15 protein-coding genes and 1 pseudogene are annotated in these 16,332 nt (G+C 68.0%); 8 read left to right on the top strand and 8 right to left on the bottom strand.

Annotated features, from left to right (window positions below; translation table 11 throughout):
- From DW306_RS00865 to DW306_RS00835, 7 genes and pseudogenes are all read right to left on the bottom strand, one after another.
- Positions 1-206: pseudogene (locus tag DW306_RS00865) on the bottom strand (hypothetical protein); the annotation flags it as partial.
- Positions 203-1,309 carry a VWA domain-containing protein gene (locus tag DW306_RS00860; protein ID WP_136053764.1) on the bottom strand — a complete coding sequence of 369 codons (1,107 nt, stop codon included), beginning with the start codon at positions 1,307-1,309 and terminating at the stop codon, positions 203-205. The gene DW306_RS00860 and the pseudogene DW306_RS00865, both read right to left, overlap by 4 nt.
- Positions 1,306-2,292 carry a VWA domain-containing protein gene (locus tag DW306_RS00855; protein ID WP_240746996.1) on the bottom strand — a complete coding sequence of 329 codons (987 nt, stop codon included), beginning with the start codon at positions 2,290-2,292 and terminating at the stop codon, positions 1,306-1,308. Before DW306_RS00855 ends, DW306_RS00860 begins: the two co-directional genes overlap by 4 nt.
- Positions 2,283-2,774 carry a hypothetical protein gene (locus DW306_RS00850; RefSeq protein WP_136053763.1) on the bottom strand — a complete coding sequence of 164 codons (492 nt, stop codon included), beginning with the start codon at positions 2,772-2,774 and terminating at the stop codon, positions 2,283-2,285. Before DW306_RS00850 ends, DW306_RS00855 begins: the two co-directional genes overlap by 10 nt.
- Positions 2,761-3,648 (bottom strand): DUF58 domain-containing protein, encoded by an 888-nt coding sequence (locus tag DW306_RS00845; protein WP_136053762.1) that lies wholly within the window; start codon positions 3,646-3,648, stop codon positions 2,761-2,763. The genes DW306_RS00850 and DW306_RS00845 overlap by 14 nt, the downstream gene beginning before the upstream one ends.
- A gap of 7 nt (positions 3,649-3,655) precedes the next feature.
- Positions 3,656-4,621 (bottom strand): AAA family ATPase, encoded by a 966-nt coding sequence (locus DW306_RS00840; RefSeq protein ID WP_136053765.1) that lies wholly within the window; start codon positions 4,619-4,621, stop codon positions 3,656-3,658.
- Between the two features lie 281 nt (positions 4,622-4,902).
- Positions 4,903-5,604 carry a Pr6Pr family membrane protein gene (locus tag DW306_RS00835; protein WP_136053761.1) on the bottom strand — a complete coding sequence of 234 codons (702 nt, stop codon included), beginning with the start codon at positions 5,602-5,604 and terminating at the stop codon, positions 4,903-4,905.
- Positions 5,605-5,709: 105 nt separating this feature from the next.
- Here DW306_RS00835 and DW306_RS00830 point away from each other — a divergent pair, with 105 nt between their 5' ends.
- Together DW306_RS00830 and DW306_RS00825 are read left to right on the top strand one after the other, a co-directional pair.
- Entirely contained in the window at positions 5,710-7,872 is a 2,163-nt protein-coding gene (locus tag DW306_RS00830; protein WP_168429188.1) for an adenylate/guanylate cyclase domain-containing protein, read from the top strand.
- A 2-nt stretch (positions 7,873-7,874) separates the two neighbouring features.
- Positions 7,875-9,299, top strand: coding sequence for a mechanosensitive ion channel domain-containing protein (locus DW306_RS00825; protein ID WP_136053759.1), 1,425 nt, complete (start codon positions 7,875-7,877; stop codon positions 9,297-9,299).
- A 118-nt stretch (positions 9,300-9,417) separates the two neighbouring features.
- Here DW306_RS00825 and DW306_RS00820 read toward each other — a convergent pair whose 3' ends face one another.
- Positions 9,418-10,371 carry a DMT family transporter gene (locus DW306_RS00820; RefSeq protein ID WP_136053758.1) on the bottom strand — a complete coding sequence of 318 codons (954 nt, stop codon included), beginning with the start codon at positions 10,369-10,371 and terminating at the stop codon, positions 9,418-9,420.
- A 159-nt stretch (positions 10,372-10,530) separates the two neighbouring features.
- Between DW306_RS00820 and DW306_RS00815 the strand changes: the two genes are divergently transcribed.
- The 6 genes from DW306_RS00815 to DW306_RS00790 form a co-directional block, all read left to right on the top strand.
- The gene (locus DW306_RS00815; RefSeq protein WP_168429187.1) at positions 10,531-10,767 is read left to right on the top strand and encodes a hypothetical protein; all 237 of its coding nucleotides are present in this window, start codon (positions 10,531-10,533) and stop codon (positions 10,765-10,767) included.
- Positions 10,768-10,915: 148 nt separating this feature from the next.
- Positions 10,916-12,310, top strand: coding sequence for a hypothetical protein (locus DW306_RS00810; protein ID WP_136053756.1), 1,395 nt, complete (start codon positions 10,916-10,918; stop codon positions 12,308-12,310).
- A gap of 13 nt (positions 12,311-12,323) precedes the next feature.
- Positions 12,324-13,586 (top strand): hypothetical protein, encoded by a 1,263-nt coding sequence (locus DW306_RS00805; protein WP_136053755.1) that lies wholly within the window; start codon positions 12,324-12,326, stop codon positions 13,584-13,586.
- A complete protein-coding gene (locus DW306_RS00800) occupies positions 13,583-14,383 on the top strand; it encodes a hypothetical protein (RefSeq protein WP_136053754.1) in 801 nt (266 codons plus the stop codon). Before DW306_RS00805 ends, DW306_RS00800 begins: the two co-directional genes overlap by 4 nt.
- A gap of 178 nt (positions 14,384-14,561) precedes the next feature.
- Positions 14,562-15,848: an adenylosuccinate synthase gene (locus tag DW306_RS00795; protein WP_136053753.1), complete on the top strand. Its 1,287-nt coding sequence runs from the start codon at positions 14,562-14,564 to the stop codon at positions 15,846-15,848.
- Positions 15,849-15,861: 13 nt separating this feature from the next.
- A partial coding sequence (locus DW306_RS00790) for a beta-propeller fold lactonase family protein (protein WP_136053752.1) occupies positions 15,862-16,332 on the top strand: 471 nt, incomplete at its 3' end.

Here is a 16,332-nt window from a genome sequence, read left to right as displayed (position 1 = left end):
GCGTAGTCGTCGACGACGTAGGCCGTGATCGCCTGGTGGGCGAACGCGTACATGCTCAGCAGCTTGCCGACGAACAACAGCGCGGCGAGCGTGAGCGGGAAGGTTCCGATCGCCACCCAACGGCGGATGCTGCGGCGACGCCGGTTCGACCGGAGGAGGGCGGCGGCCGCGCCGTCGTCGGCCGAGCTCATCGAGGGGTCGGTCACGAGGCACCTCCCTCGGTGGTCGTCGGGCGCGTTTCGTCTCGTCGCTTCGCTCCTCGCTCGACGACCGGTGAGCGAGGCGCCGTGAGCTGGCGCAGCCGCGCGATCAGCATCGTCGCGCGGAGCAGCTCGACACCGAGGAGCGCGACGATCACGAGGGCCGCGATCCAGTACAGCTCGGTGACGTTGCCTACCTCGCCGGACTCCGCGTAGCTCGTGGTGGTCGACGGGGCGGCCGGCAGCGAGGGCGCGGCATCCGCCGTCCGGTGCTCGTACTCCACACCGAGCTGTTCCGCCACCGTCTCGAGGTTGCGCTCATCGATCACCGACAGCGCGTTCGCGCCCTCGTACTCGATGTACCCCTCGTCGGCCCCGAGGCCGCCGCCCGTGATGCGCATGGGGCCGCCTTCGGCCGTTCCATATCCGAAGACGCCACCGGCATCCGTGTACTTGGCGCTCGCCGTGAAGGGTTCGGGCGCCGTCTCGACGGTCTGCTCGCCGTCGCCGAAATAGAAGACCATCCGTGCGCGATCCGGCGACGACTCCGCGGCCGCCGCCAGGGTCTCGGACAGCAGCGGGGCGGCGATGCCGATCGAGCTGCCGCGCGACTGGCTGGTCACCTCGGGGCGCAGCACGTCCAGCGACCCGATGAGCGCCGTGGTGTCGGTGGTCAACGGCATCCGCAGCTCCGCCGCCGCATCGGACGTGATGAGCGCGAAGCGCGCACCCGGGTACTCCTCGACGATCGCGCGCACGTCCTCGCGGACCCCGTCGAGTCGGGGCCGGCCGTCGTCCCAGTCCTCCGCGACGATGCTGGCGGTGGTGTCGACGACGAGCACGATGTCGGTGTCGGTGGCGAGCGTCTGCGTCGCGCCGCCGGGGATGCCGGGGCGCAGCAGCATCACGAAGCAGGCCAGGAGGAGCAGCAGCCGGAGCGCCCACAGGACGCGGGCGCCGGACTTCGCGCGTGCGGCCCCGGATGCCGACCCCGGGGTCGTCGAGCCGGTCGAAGGGCCGCCGCGCACGATCAGCCAGACGGCGAGCGCGACGACGGGCGCGAACAGCAGCACCAGCAGCAGCGGATGGAGGACGGGCTGGACGATCACAGTCTCACCCTCCACAGCACGACGGCGAACGAGAGGAGCCCGACGGCCAGCACGACGATCCACAGATTCGGACTGTCCACCCAGACGATCTGCGCCTCGCCGCGCAGCTCGGTGGCCTCCTGCTCCTGCACCTCGGTGACGATGTCCGACACGGTGGTCGTGTCGCGCAGCCCGTAGGCCGCGCCACCGGTCGTCTCGGCCGCGGCGGCGAGCTCGGCGCTGACCGCGGCGTCCTTGCCCTCCACCGGGTTCAGCGCGAACACGCGCACGCCCTTGGCCTTCGCGTAGCCGGCGGCCTCCTCCAGCGTCACGATCGAGGCGCCGTTGATCTCGTTGTCGGTCGCGAAGATCACGGAGCGCGACCGCTCGTCGTCGGGGCGATCGAAGCCCAGCGTGCAGGCCGCGAGTCCGTCGCCGATCAGCGAGGCGCCCTCGCCGTTGAGCGTGCCGACCCAGTGCTCCGGGATCTCGTCGACGTAGTCGAAGCTCTCCCTGATGCTCGCCAGATGCTCGCGGATGAAGTCGTAGTCGTCGGTCAGCGGGAAGATCTGCACGGGTGAGCTGTTGAAGATCGTCAGGCCGATGCGCTCGCCCTCGAAGTCCTCCAGAAGGTCCTCGAAGACGCTGATCACCTCGACGTCGACCTCGGTCATCGAACCGGAGACGTCGAGGCACAGCATGATGTCGCGGCTGGTGTTCACGGGCTGGATCGTCTGCGACGACATCGGCCGGGCGGCGACCACACCGGCGGCGACCGTCGTCAGCGTGCCGAGCACGAGAATGCCGGTCAGCGCGAGCACGCGACGCGTCAGCGCCTGGCGGAACGCCGGCAGGGTGCGCAGGCGCTCGGCGCGCGCGACCCGTGCGCGTTCGCCGGCGGCGCCGTGCCTGCTGCGGCGCAGACCGAGCGCGAGTCCGATGCCGAGCGCGACCAGCACGACCGCGAGCGCGACGATGATCATCCAGAAGTTCGCTAGTGCCATGTGCGCACCACCGTCCGCGCCGCTTCGGCGCCGGCGACCGGATCGATCGCGGGTCCCTGGCGGAAGATGCTCGGGTAGTAGTGACGGCCCATCGCATCGATGAGAGAGGGGTGCACGCCGCGTGCGACGAGATCGTCGAGCGCCAGCACCGGGGCCTCCAGTCCGCTGTACTCGTTCACGAAGGTGCGCACGATGCGGCTCAGCTCGAGGTTCGCGTTGCGCGCGGAGAGCTTGCGCTCGCGGTAGTCCGTCTCGACCATCTGGATGCGCTCCAGATACTCGGTGCGCAGCTGCGAGAGCACGTCGCCGGTGAGCAGAGCCCGCCCTCCGGCATCCGCTGGTGCGGTGGCGGCGCGCCGCGGGCGGGTGAGCACGATCAGCAGCCAGGCGCCGAGCACCAGCAGGGCCAGGATGCCGATCGCGAGCAGCATCCATCCCCAGCCGTACTGCGCCGGCGGGTAGAGCTCGTCAGATCCCGGCATGAGACCTCCGGTTCAGCAGCTGCAGCAGCTGCGACACGGCGTCGTCCTGCCCGTCGAGCACGGCGTGGCTGATCTCCATGCGCTGGAGCGTCTCGGCGAGGTGCGCGGCATCGGCCTCGGTCTGCGCGGTCAGCTCGCCGACGATGCCGAGATCGCCCTGCACGAAGTCCGGCACGTCCCACCGGCTGTCCACATCGCTGCGGATCATGCGCGTGGCGTGGTCGAGCACGGGGTCGGCGTCGCGCACGGTGAGCCAGAGCACGTCGTGCTGCACGCGCAGGCGGCGCAGCATCCGCTCGGTCTCGTCGGTGATCGGCGCCTCGTCGGTGATCACGACGACGATCATGCGCCGCGAGATCGTGCGCGTGACATACGACAGCAGAGCGTCGCGGTCGCTCGGGGCGGTGCTCTCGTCGATGGCCCTGTCGATCGTGCGCAGCGCGTGCTCGAGGGCCCCCTCGCTGCGGCCCGGGGCGCGGCGACGCACCCGATCGGCGTCGCCGTAGACCGTGGAGAAGTCGTCGCCGTGACGGAGCGCGAGCACTCCCAGCACGCCGGCCGCGAGGATCGCGAGATCCTTCTTCGCCTTCTCGTCGTGCGCGAGGGCCGTCATCGAGCGTCCGGTGTCGACGACGAACAGGATCGTGTGCATGCGCATCGCGCGATGACGCTTGACCAGCGGGGCGCCCAGCCGCGCCGTGGCACGCCAGTCGATGTCGCGCACCTGATCGCCGTACTCGTATTTGCGCAGGTCCTCGAAATCGAGACTGCGACCGTGCAGCAGCGACGCGTAGGCGCCGTCGAGCGCGTGCAGCGACTTGCGCGACGAGTGGATGAAGAGCTTGCTCTTCACCTGGGTGATCAGGCTGGGCATGGCGGGGTCAGGGGGTCGGCACGGCGGCGAAGATCTCGTCGATGATCTCCTCGCTGCGGATGCCCTCGGCGTCGGCCTCGAACGTCAGCAGCACGCGGTGGCGCAGCACCAGGTGGCGGAGCGCGCGGATGTCCTCGGGGAGCACGTGCGCACGGCCGTTCAGGAGCGCCAGGGCGCGGGAGGCCTGCAGGAAGGCGATGCTCGCCCGCGGGCTCGCGCCGTACTTGATGAGGCGGGCGCGCTCCTCGCCGATGTACGGCGCGGGGTTCCGGGTGACGTAGGCGATCGAGACGATGTAGTTGCGGATCGCCGGGTCGACATAGATGCGGCTGGCGACGTCCTGCAGCAGGTGCACGTCGTCGAGGGTGACCGCGCTCGTCACGTGCCGATCGGGGTCGAGCACACCGGAGTCGATGCGCCCGAGGATCTCGAACTCCTCGGCCGGGCTCGGGTACTCCACGATCTCCTTGAGCAGGAACCGGTCCATCTGGGCCTCGGGCAGCTCGTACGTGCCCTCCTGCTCGATGGGGTTCTGCGTGGCGATCACGAGGAACGGCTTCGGCAGCGGATGGATCTCGCCGCCGATCGTGGTCTGATGCTCCTGCATCGCCTCGAGCATCGCGCTCTGCGTCTTGGCGCTGGAGCGGTTGATCTCGTCGAGCAGCACGAAGTTCGCGTGCACCGGACCGAGGACCGTGCGGAACGAGCCGGTCGCCGACTCGTAGATCTGGCTGCCGGTGATGTCGCTGGGGAGCAGGTCGGGCGTGCACTGGATGCGCTTGAACTGCGCCTTGACGGTGTCGGCGAGCGTGCTGGCGGCCGTCGTCTTGGCGAGGCCCGGCACGCTCTCCAGCAGGATGTGCCCGCCGGCGATGAGCGACACGAGCAGGCTCATCCTCAGGCGGTCCTGGCCGACCATCTTCGCGGAGTAGGAGTCCGAGATCACCGTGAGCACGGCCGCCGCGCGGGACATCTCCGCCTCGGTCGGTGCTCCCTGGTTCTTCGAGCCCGAAACACCCTCGGTCCGAGAGGTCGGCGCCTCGCGCGGCGCGGATCCGGCGGAAGGCGCGGGGGGCGCGGGCGGGTAGCTCGGAGCAGGAGGAGGCGGGGGCGCAGAGCTCGCCTGCGGGTCCGGCGCGTAGGGCTCGTTCATGGGTGGCTCCCTCGGTCACACGGGGACACGCGTCTCAGCCATCCCCCGCGGACCAGCGTAACCGCATCCGGCCGCCCGACCGGCGGGCAGGGGTGCCCGGATCAGTCGGCGACGGTGACGTGGGCGCCGCGCCGCCGGCTGACCCAGACCACGAGGGCTGCGGCGCCGATGATGATCGCGGCGATCAGCAGCACGTAGAGGCTGACCGCGACGTATCCGCCCGACTGGTGCGGGTCGAGGAACGGGTAGGGGTACCAGTACGGGTTGCCGGTCGCCGGAGCGATGACGAGGTTCGCGCGGATCAGCGTGTAGACGACCCAGACGATCGGGAAGATCGCCGCGATGCCGACGGTGCCCCAGCCGAGCGCGCGGCGTCGGGGAGCGAACAGCACGTCGAGGAGCATGATCAGCGGGATGACCACGTGCAGCACTTCGTTCGACCAGGGGACGGTGGAGCCCTGGGGGAGGGGGATGCCGCGGAGCAGAGTGTTGTAGACGACGCCGGTCACGATCATGTAGGTGCTCGCGCACACGAGCAGCACCGCGAGCCACCGCGGTTCGACGAGCTTCGCGTCCTTCTGCCGCAGCGCCCAGATGCCGCCGATCGCGAGAGCGACCGCGGCGAGGACGTTCGACTCGATCGTGAAGAAGCTGAAGAAGTTCGCGATCACGGTCGGCATGTGTCGGCCGTAGTCCGTGTCGGCGCTCTGGGCGACCTCGATCGATCGAGCGAGTTGGGCGACGATCGCCGCGACGGCGAGGACTGCTGCTGCGAGTCGTGCGTAGGGCCACCAGGTCGTCATATTCGCCTCCGCCGGTCACTGTAGCGGAATCGCGCCGTAGACCGCGGGACCGATATATCGATATGTTCGGACTCGGACGCAGCAGGCGCGATGGCGGAGGGGCACATGAGCGACAGCGGCACGGATTCGGCGACCACGATCACACCCCGGAGGACGTGGCGCGGCCGTGCCGGGCTGAGCATCCAGTCGAAGCTGCTGATCATGCTCCTCGCGGTGAGCCTGGCCTCGTCCATCGTCGTCGGAGCGATCGGATTCATCAACGGACGCGACTCGCTGCACGATGCCGCCGTCGACCAGCTCATCACCATCCGGTCCATGCGCGCGACGGAGATCACCGAGGCGATCGCCGACGTCAAGCGCGACGCCTCGCTGCAGTCGCGCAACCTGAGCGCGCAGACCCTGTCGAACACGATGAACGCCGCCTGGGACGAGCTGCAGCAGCAGGAGGTGACCGACGATCAGCTCGCGCCGCTCGAGGCCTACTACGCCGACACGTTCATCCCCGAGCTCGAGAGCCGCGCCGGCGAGGAATACGGCGACGAGGCCTTCATCCCGGAATCGAACGCGGGCCGCTACCTGCAGCTGCAGTACACCGTGAAGAACCAGGACTTCGACGCCGACTACGACACGCTTCTCACCGGGAACGACACGGGCGACGGCACGAGCTACTCCGCCGGAGCGGAGCGCTACGGCGACTACTTCACGAGGCTGATCCAACAGGCCGGATACGAGGACGCGCTCCTGCTCAACCTCGACGGCGACGTGGTCTTCTCCGCCTACAAGGGCATCGACCTCGGTACGAACGTCAACACGGGCCCCTATCGCGACACCGCCTTCGCGCAGACCTACCGCGACACGATCGCCACCAACTCGGTCGATTCGATCGGACTCACCGACTTCGAGCGGTGGATCCCCTCGCTCAACGTGCCGACCATGTGGGTCATCTCCCCGGTCGGCAATGAGAGCGGGATCACGGGCGCCATGGCGCTCCAGGTGCCGCTCGACCAGATCAACGACGTGATGACCGGCAGCAAGGAATGGAAGAAGCAGGGCCTCGGCGACACCGGCGAGGTCTACCTGGTGGGGCGCGACGACCTCATGCGCAGCACTTCTCGGCGCCTCGAGGAAGACCCCGAGGACTACGTCAAGCGGCTCATCAGCGGCGGGATCGCCCCCACGATCGCGAACCGGATCGGCGAGGTCAAGGGCACCGTGCTGCTGCAGCCCGTCAACACGTTCGCCGTGGGGGAGGCGCAGGCCGGGCGCAGCGGCACCGTCGTCGGCCGCGACTACATCGGCGGAGACAGCGTCACCACGTATGCCCCGCTGGAGATCGAGGGGCTCGACTGGGTCATCATCGCGCGCATCGACACCGCCGAGGCTTTCGAGCCGGTGAACGTCTTCACCCGCAATGTGCTGCTGTCGCTGCTCGGCATCCTGCTCGGCGTCTCGCTGCTGTCGCTGCTGCTCGCGCAGGTCTTCACCCGCCCGATCCATCGCCTGGTCGGCGCCGTGCACCGGGTCGCCGAAGGCGACCTCGACGTGCAGGTGCCGCAGGGTTCCCGCGACGAGTTCGGCGACCTCGGCAGCGCGTTCAACGACATGGCCTCGAGTCTGCGCATCAAACAGGACCTCATCGAGGAGCAGCACAAAGAGAACGAGAAGCTGCTGCACACGCTCATGCCGGAGAGCGTCGCGGCGAAGTACAAGCAGGGCGACGAGACGATCTCCGAAGCGCACGAGAACGTGTCCGTGGTCTTCGCGGAGCTGGTCGGCTTCGACGACGCCGTCCGCGGTCAGAGCCCCGAACAGGAGATCGCGCTTCTCAACACCCTCATGCGCGGCTTCGACGAAGCGGCTGAGAAGGCCGGTGTCGAGAAGGTCCGCACGCTCCGCGGGGGCTATCTCGCGTCGTCCGGGCTGATCGTGCCGCGGGTCGACAACATCCGCCGCAGCGTCGATTTCGCCCGCAACCTGCTCGGCGTGCTCGAGCGCTTCAACGCGCAGAACGGCACGCAGGTCGGGCTCCGTGCCGGTGTCGACACGGGCACGGTCACCAGCGGCCTCGTCGCACGCACGTCGCTCGCGTACGACCTGTGGGGCGACGCGGTGAACCTCGCCTACCGCGTGCGCTCGGTCACCGGCGAACCGGGCATCTACGTCAGCCAGACGGTGCGCGACCGCACCCAGGAGCTGGTGAACTACGTCGAGGCCGGCACGGTCGAGACGCAGGGCAGGACAGAGACCGTCTGGAAGGTGGTGGTCTGACGGTGGCCGACGCATTCGAGGACGGATGGGCGTGGTGGGTCATCGCGCTCGCCGTCGGCGTGCCCGTGCTCCTCGTCGTGCTCACCGAGATCATCGGGGCGCTGACGCGCCGCGGCAGCCCGGTGGCGAAGCCGCTGCGGATGCTGCGCAACGGAGTCATCCCCGTCGGCGCGCTGTTCGCGCTGCTCGCCTTCGCGATCCAGTCGCCCGCCGATCAGGTGTGGACGCGGGTCGTCGCCACGGTGTTCGGCTTCCTCGTCATCCTGCTCGTGCTCTCCGCCTTCAACGTCGCACTTTTCGCCAATGCGCAGAAGGACTCCTGGCGCGGACGCATCCCGACGATCTTCGTCGAGATCGGCCGGCTCGTGCTGGTGGGCGTCGGTCTCGCGCTGCTCTTCTCCTGGGTGTGGGATGCCGACGTCGGCGGCATCTTCACGGCGCTCGGTGTCGGGTCGATCGTCATCGGCCTCGCCCTGCAGAACGCGGTCGGCGGCGTCATCTCGGGCCTGCTCCTGCTCTTCGAGCAGCCGTTCAAGATCGGGGACTGGCTGGATGCCGCGGGCGTCAAGGGCCGGGTCGTCGAGGTCAACTGGCGCGCGGTGCACATCGAGACGGGCGCCGGCATTCAGATCGTGCCGAACTCGACCCTCTCCGGGGCGTCGTTCACGAACCTGAGCGAGCCGGAGGGCCCGCACTGGGCCGAGACGCCGGTGAAGTTCTCGACCGACGATCCGCCGCACGAGGTCATGTCGCTGCTGCGTACGGTGGCGGAGGCGCTGCCGATGAAGCTGCCCCGCGAGCATGTCACGGTCGACTACTCGGGCGCCGGCGCGTACGGGGTGTCGATCCCGGTGGCCGGGCCGGCTGACGCTTCGCGCGCCCTCTCGATGTACCTGTCCTGGCTCTGGTACGCGGCCAGGCGCCGCGGCTTCGCGCTGGACGGCGATTCGACCGATCCGCTCGCCGAACCTCAGCGGCTGGTCGAGGCGATCACGGCGATCGCCCCCACGCTGCATCTGCGCGACGACGACATCGAGGCCGTGACCGCGGGTGCACGACTCGAGCGCTACGGCGTCGGCGAGGTCGTGCTTCCCAGCGGCATCGTGCCCGATGAGGTGCGTGTCGTCGTGTCGGGACGCGCGGTGCTCGCCGTCGAGGCCGAGGGCGGTCGCATCGAGTTCGCGAGTGCGGAGAAGGGCGACATCGTCGGGCATACGGCCCTCACCCGCGAGCGCACGCAGGCGGTCACGATCGCCGGCGAGATCCTCACCCTCGTGGTGCTGCCGCTGTCGACGGTCGACGCGCTGATCCAGAGTCGTCCGCGGCTGGCCGGTGAGATCGGCGAAGCCCTGGAGCTGAAGCGGACGCTGGCCGCCGCCCGGCTCGCCGAACTCGGCATCGCGCGGAACGTGATCGGCGAGCGCTGAGCCGAGAGCCCATCGGGCGTTCCGGTCGCGATTTCTGCCGTTCCGAACGCGCAGGCGCGGCAGAAAGTGCGACCGGAGCGAACGCGACCGGGCAGAGACTGCGACCGGAATCAGGGCGTCAGGCCGCCTGACGCCGCCAGCGCATCCGCGTGACGAGCACGCCGAGCAGGCACAGCGCACCGCCGAGGAACATCAGCGGTGTCGGCACTTCGCCGAGGATCGCCCACGACATGAGGATCGCGATCGCCGGCACGACGTAGGTGGTCGCCGAGGTCTGCCCGGCGGTGCTGCGCTGCAGCACGTACGCCCAGGTGGTGAAGGCGACGGCTGTGGGGAAGATGCCGAGGTAGACCACCCACAGCGTCGAGTCGAGCGGTGCGGACTGCAGGGCGCCGATGAGACTGCCGATCCACGGCAGCAGGGCGACGGTGCCGGCGATCGCGCCGAGCCAGGTCAGCGTCGTCGCATCTGTGCCGGCCGTGAGGAGTCGCTTCTGCAGGAGCGTGCATCCGGCGTACATGACGGCGGCCAGCAGGGCGAGCAGGAGCCCGGTGATGTCGGGCCCCTCGTTCGTGGAGGAGTTCATGCCGATCAGCACGACGCCGAGGAACGCGATCGGTGCCCCGATGATGAGCGGCTTCGGGAAGCCCTCGCGCAGGAACAGTCCGCTGAAGACGACGACCATCAGCGGTGCGAGGTTCACCACCATCGCGGCGGTGCCGGCGTCGAGGGTGCGCTCCGCGCTGTTGAGCGCGAGGTTGTAGACGCAGAACCAGCCGACGCCCCATACCGCGATGAGCCACCAGTGCCGTCGCTCGGGCAGACGGATGCCGTGCCGCACGGCGATGATCGTCAGCACGACCGTGCCGACGGCCATCCGCAGCAACGCGAGCGCGCCCGGGTCGTAGTGCGGTCCGGCGCCGCGGATGCCGATGAACGCCGAGGCCCAGAGCACCACCGTCACCAGTGCGGCGATGAGGACCAGCGCGCCCTGCTTCCTGGGCGCGCCCTGCCCGCCGGGCGCGGGGGTAGTCGTGCGGACTCCGGGGACACCGGAAACAGCTTCAGGCATCCTCCGATCCTGGCAGTGGCTTCCGACATCGAGCGAGGCTCCGGAGCGACAGCATCCGTCGCTTTCCCGCCAGCCTATGGACGGCGGACGGCCGACGGTGTTCCTGCCTCGTGATGAATACGACTACTTTGTGTCACAGCTCAACTGATTGGCTGAAACATGCAGTTCTTGACACTTCCCGAACGTCCAATCGACGACGTCTCCCCCGATGCCGTCGGGGCATTCGTCGTCACTTTGGACGAGATTGCTGTCCTCGCGAACGCCATCTCGCAATCGCGCCTGGCCATCGACGATTGGGAGTTCTCATCGTTGGTCGGAATCGAGCCGGGCGAGGCTGACCAGATGAAGAAGGCTCTCGTTCATGTGCTGCGCACACACCATACGCCGCAAACGTAGCCGCTCAGCCGAGGAGATGATCCGTCGCTCGCCCTGAGCGTCGGATGCGATATACCCCGGTGACTCGGGCATGTCGGTAACGTGGCGAGGGCGACCCGAAGATGGAGAATGATGGCGCGCGCCGGATCGAAGACGAGGGGAGACCACTGTGTCGTTCGACCTTGAGGTGTACGGCACGCATTCCTTGTCGGCGAACGAGATGGCGGAGGTCATCGCATTGATGGCCGGCCTCGTCACCGAGTGGGACGACGAGCGAACGGTCATCGTGGGCGTCCACGAAGACTCCACGCAACTCAGGCTCACTCTCGACGGTCCATTCGCCATCGACGAAGACGACCTCCCCGGGGGATGGCGCAAGTTCCTCTCGGGCGCAACCGCGTTGTATGAGATCCATGCGGATGTCGGCGATGATGGCGACGTTCGATCCGCGTTCGACTTCGCGCGGGCTCTCGCGGCTCGGGTGGAGGGCCGGATCATCGATCCGCAGAACGCCGAGCCGCCTGCGCAGGCCCCGCCCTCGCGAGGGGCAACCCCCGACGAGAAGCAGTTCCTGCACCTTCACTGGTACTGCATGCGAGACAGCGACACAGAACTCGCGGCCACCTATCTGCGCGCTGCGCGCGAGTTCCTCCCGCTTGCCGTGCCGACCCGGTTCGGCACCCATCAGCCGTTCCAGGGACGGTTTCCTCGTGACGACGATGCCGCATTCGGCCGAATGTATGCCGATGAGTGCGCGTCGGACAGGCTGTGGCTCACCGGGAAGAAGCCATCGATCGGCGGTTACATCGATAGCTGGGCATCACCGGAGGAGAACTGGCCCGTCGATCTGTTGGTGACGTTCGAGTTCGAGGGACTAGTGGGCGCCGGTGCCATCGAGGCGGTCAAAGAGTTCTTCGTCGAGGTTGCGCGGAAGATCGGAAGCTTCTCCGCGTATGCGGAACTCAACGACGCGGCCTACGCGACCTCCGCCTCGCTGCGCACTCTGGGTGAATGGTCCGGCCTGTCCGACAACCCGCAATGGTTGACGTGGTACTCCGAGGAGTACGCGGCCCTTGTCCACCCCTACCTCGCCGGGGGCGTCGCTCGATCGTTCCCCGAGGGCTTCCTCCATCAGTGGACGGGGAGCCCCGCGACGGCGCAGCAGATCGAGACCCTGCTCTCCCGCGATCCTTGGGCTCCGATCGATTTCTTCCCCCTTCGATCATCGAGCTCCAGGCGCAGACTGCTCCGAGCCGCGAAGACGATGCCTTCTTCGCTTCGCGGCAGGCCTCGTCAGGTGCTCTCCTCTCACAACGAGTCTCTGCTGTCGGAGATCGAGGTGTCGGCGGGGCGGTACGAGCGAGGGGAAATCGATCTCCGCGGACTGCACTCTGCTGCAGGAGGACGTGTGGACTTCTTCGAGGATGATCACTCCGGGATACATGTCGCGGCGCAGACTCTCATGTCCACGCTTGAGAACCTCGCCTTCCTGGGCGGAAACAGCGGCAACCGGGAAGTGGCGCTCGGTCACCTGCGCGAATTCATCGCCCGGTTCGAACTCTGAAAGGAGCACTTCGATGTCTTACGACCTCGATGTGTACGGCAAGGTCTCGCTGAACGCGCGAGAACTCAAGAAGGTGGTCTCGACCGTGCCGGGGTTGAAGGCCACGGTCGATCGCCGGTCCCGGACGATCTCGTCGATCGTGCACAGGCGAACGGGTGAGACCGCATTCGAGCTCGACGGACCCGATCAGCTCGAGCCCGAGGACATCCCGGAGGGATGGACCGAGGTCATGGGCGCGACCGTGCTCTACAGCATCCACGTCTCCTATGACGTGCAGACCGGGCCCGACGGGTTCTCAGCGAGCGCCGAGGAGCCGACCCTGACGGCCGCGACCGCGTTCTCTGCACGGCTGGCGGAGCGCGTCGACGGCACCGTGATCGACCTGCAGACGTACGAGCCGCCGGAATTCGCCGCGGTGTTGGTGCAAGCGGCTGAGCCGGAGAGGAAACGGTACCTGCATCTCGAGTGGTACCGACTGCGCGACGACACGAAAGATCTCGCCGAGATATACCTTCGCACGGCCCGCGAGTACTTCAAGCCCGGGGTGCCGTCGCGATTCGGGACCTACGAACCCTTCCAGGGGAGGTTCCCCCGGGACGATGACTCTCTTTTCGACTCGATGTACCGCGAATCTTGCTATGTCGGCAATCTCATCCTCGGCGGCGTCCCAATCGACTACGGGTCCATCACTGGTTGGACGAATGACTTGCGGAGTCGCACCCAGAGCGTGTCGCTGAAGTTCGAGCTCGATCGGCTCGTCAAGCTCAAGGCGGTGGATGCCGTCGAGCCGTTCTTAGTCGCGTTCGCCGAGCGAGCCGGCTGCTTCTTCGCGTTCGCCGAGGTCAGCGTGCGCGCCTACGGTACGGCTCAGCCCTGGATGGACGTCAAGCTCGATGATCCGTGGAGCGGTCTGCCGACGGCCCCGCAGTGGATGGCCTGGTTTGCTCCCGATTATGCCGAGCTCGTCGCGCCGCACCTCGACCCTGCGCGGACGACGGCGAACACGCGGGGAATGCTCCACCGCTGGACGGAGCATCCAGCCGAGGCGGACGAGCTCGTCCGGCTGAGCGGCGACCCCTGGATCCCCGCCGAGTTCCGCGGAGTCCTCAACCCCGACCTGGACGGTCGGTGCAGCAAGGCCGCAACGGTCATGCCCTCATCGTTGCGATACCCCGCGCCCGATTCGCCTCAGGCTCTGCGGATCGAGGCGCACTATGCGCGGGTGCGGGAGATCGAGGCCAACGCGCGTAAGCGTGCGGCCGAGGGACGGAGATGACACCCGCCGAGGATCTCTACCTCCACGTGAACTGGTATCGCTTGCGCGATGACTCCCGTGAGCTCGCCGGCGTCTATCTCGACGTCGCTTCCGAGCTGTGCCCGGCGGCCGTGCCGACTCGCTTTGGTACGCACGAGCCCATGCAGGGGAGATTCCCCAGAGACGATGCCTCGACCTTCGATCGGCTGTATCGCGAAGAGTGCGAAGTGTCGGAGTTGTTCTTCACGGGCAAGCACTTCCAGCGCGGCACCATCTCCGGGTGGACGAACAACCTCGAATCGAGATATCAGCAGATTGCGCTGAGGTTCGAGTTCGCGGCGTGGGAACGCTCGGGCACGCAGGCGGCCTTCGAGGACTTCTTCGCACACATCGCGCGGAGGTCGGGGAGTTTCTACGGCTCCGTCGAGATCAACGACACCATGTTCGACACGGCCCAGGTCGGAGCTGTGCGAGGGGCGTGGTCCGGGCTCCCGCTTCAACCACAATGGTTGACGTGGTTGTCGCCCGAGTATGCCGAGCTCGTGCAAGCGCATCTGTCGGCAGGAGAGACGAAGAAGTTCGCGGCAGGCTGGCTTCATCGCTGGACAGAGGCGCCGGCTGACGCCTCCGAGATCCGCTCGTGGCTCCTCGACGACCCCTGGGTGCCATACGAACTTCTTCCGGCTCCGAATCCCGGCAACTCCCGACGCACACACGAGCAGGCGTACGTGATGCCGGAGTCGCTGCGGGCACCCGTGCAGGGCTCTCCGGAATGGCGACGCATCGAGGCGCACTATGAGCGAGTGGAAGAGATCTAGAGATAAGGCGCCGGTGTCGTGCGAGCTCGCGGGCCATCCGTGACATGGCTTGTCACTTGAGGCGGACGGCCCCCGGCCCCCGAAACAGCCCGGAAACCCCCTCCCGATAGGATGGGACCGCCCGAAGAGGGCCAGCTCATCGGCCGGTGCAAACCCGGCGAAAGCAGGGGGGACACCCATGCCAGGAATCGTGATCGTCGGCGTGCAGTGGGGCGACGAAGGAAAGGGCAAGGCCACCGATCTTCTCGGTGAGCGCACCGACTGGGTGGTGAAGTTCAACGGCGGCAACAACGCCGGGCACACCGTGGTCGTCGGCGACGAGAAGTATGCGCTGCACCTTCTGCCGTCCGGCATCCTGTCTCCCGGCGTGACGCCGGTCATCGGCAACGGCGTGGTCGTCGACCTCGAGGTGCTGTTCTTCGAGCTCGAGGCGCTGGCCGCCCGCGGCATCGACATCTCGCGGCTCAAGGTGAGCGCGAACGCGCACATCATCACGCAGTACCACCGCACGCTCGACAAGGTCACCGAGCGCTTCCTCGGCAAGCGCATGATCGGCACGACGGGCCGCGGCATCGGTCCGGCCTATGCCGACAAGATCAACCGTGTGGGCATCCGGATCCAGGACATCTTCGACGAGAACATCCTGCGCCAGAAGGTCGAGGGCGCGCTCGACCAGAAGAACCATCTGCTGGTCAAGATCTTCAACCGTCGGGCGATCACCGCCGACGAGGTCGTCGAGGATCTGCTGTCGTACGCCGACCGCCTGCGCCCGATGGTCGCCGACACCGGCTACCTGATCGCCGAGGCGCTCGACCGCGGCGAGGTCGTCGTCTTCGAGGGCGGCCAAGCCACGATGCTCGACATCGACCACGGCACCTACCCGTTCGTGACGTCGTCGTCGGCCACCGCCGGTGGCGCGGCGACCGGATCCGGCGTCGGTCCCGGCGCCCTCGACCGCATCGTCGGCATCGTCAAGGCGTACACGACCCGCGTCGGCTCGGGCCCGTTCCCGACCGAGCTGTTCGACGAGCAGGGCGAGTGGCTGCGCAAGCAGGGCTTCGAGTTCGGCACGACCACCGGCCGTCCGCGCCGGGTCGGCTGGTACGACGCACCCATCACGCGCTACGCGACCCGCATCAACGGCATCACCGATCTCGTACTGACCAAGCTCGACATCCTCACCGGTCTCGAGCAGGTTCCGGTGTGCGTGGCGTACGACGTCGACGGCGTGCACTTCGACGAGGTGCCGGTCAACCAGACCGACTTCCACCACGCGAAGCCGGTGCTGGAGTACTTCCCGGGGTGGAGCGAAGACATCTCGACCGCCCGCACCTTCGAAGACCTCCCGCAGGCCGCTCAGGACTACGTGCTGGCACTCGAGAAGATGAGCAACACGCGCATCTCGGTGATCGGCGTCGGCCCGGAGCGCGACCAGGTCATCGTGCGCCACGATCTGCTCGACTGATCGGGGCTGACGCGTGACACGGTTCTGGCTCGGGGGCTACGGCTCCGGCATGGAGGGCTCGGCCGACGGCATCGGCCTGCTCGCGGGTGACGAGGGCCGCGAGGCCACCACGCTCGCTTACCGCGGGGCCGTCGTCGAGACGCCGTCGCCGTCGTGGCTGGCGCGGCATCCGTCGCTCGACGTCGTCTACGCGGCGCTCGAGGGCGACGCCCAGGTGCAGGCCTTCGCGCGCACCGGCGAATCCGCCGTCTCTCCGCTCGGAGACCCCGTTCCCGTCGGCGACAGCGTCTGCCATCTGGCCGTCGCCCCGAACGGCGCGTTCCTGATCGCGAGCTGCTACGGCGACGGACGCGTGGTGCGCATCGGCCTCGATGCGGCCGGCCGTCTGGTGCCCGCGCAGGCGAAGGCGGATGCCGCCGCGGCGCTGCGCGCAGCCCTGTTCGGCGACGAGGATCCGGATGCTCCGGCGGCGACCCCTCCGGGC

This window comes from Microbacterium sp. K24, assembly GCF_004794465.1.
GTDB lineage: Bacteria > Actinomycetota > Actinomycetes > Actinomycetales > Microbacteriaceae > Microbacterium.
The sequence above is the reverse complement of the archived record's forward strand: the minus strand, read 5'-3'. Positions and strand labels throughout refer to the sequence as shown.

Coding starts and splice junctions, on each gene's coding strand:
- DW306_RS00855 (WP_240746996.1), bottom strand. CDS start 2,292: ATGGCACTAGCGAACTTCTGGATGATCATCGTCGCGCTCGCGGTCGTG.
- DW306_RS00850 (WP_136053763.1), bottom strand. CDS start 2,774: ATGCCGGGATCTGACGAGCTCTACCCGCCGGCGCAGTACGGCTGGGGA.
- DW306_RS00845 (WP_136053762.1), bottom strand. CDS start 3,648: ATGCCCAGCCTGATCACCCAGGTGAAGAGCAAGCTCTTCATCCACTCG.
- DW306_RS00840 (WP_136053765.1), bottom strand. CDS start 4,621: ATGTCCCGCGCGGCGGCCGTGCTCACGGTGATCTCGGACTCCTACTCC.
- DW306_RS00835 (WP_136053761.1), bottom strand. CDS start 5,604: ATGACGACCTGGTGGCCCTACGCACGACTCGCAGCAGCAGTCCTCGCC.
- DW306_RS00830 (WP_168429188.1), top strand. CDS start 5,710: ATGAGCGACAGCGGCACGGATTCGGCGACCACGATCACACCCCGGAGG.
- DW306_RS00820 (WP_136053758.1), bottom strand. CDS start 10,371: ATGCCTGAAGCTGTTTCCGGTGTCCCCGGAGTCCGCACGACTACCCCC.
- DW306_RS00815 (WP_168429187.1), top strand. CDS start 10,531: ATGCAGTTCTTGACACTTCCCGAACGTCCAATCGACGACGTCTCCCCC.
- DW306_RS00805 (WP_136053755.1), top strand. CDS start 12,324: ATGTCTTACGACCTCGATGTGTACGGCAAGGTCTCGCTGAACGCGCGA.
- DW306_RS00800 (WP_136053754.1), top strand. CDS start 13,583: ATGACACCCGCCGAGGATCTCTACCTCCACGTGAACTGGTATCGCTTG.
- DW306_RS00795 (WP_136053753.1), top strand. CDS start 14,562: ATGCCAGGAATCGTGATCGTCGGCGTGCAGTGGGGCGACGAAGGAAAG.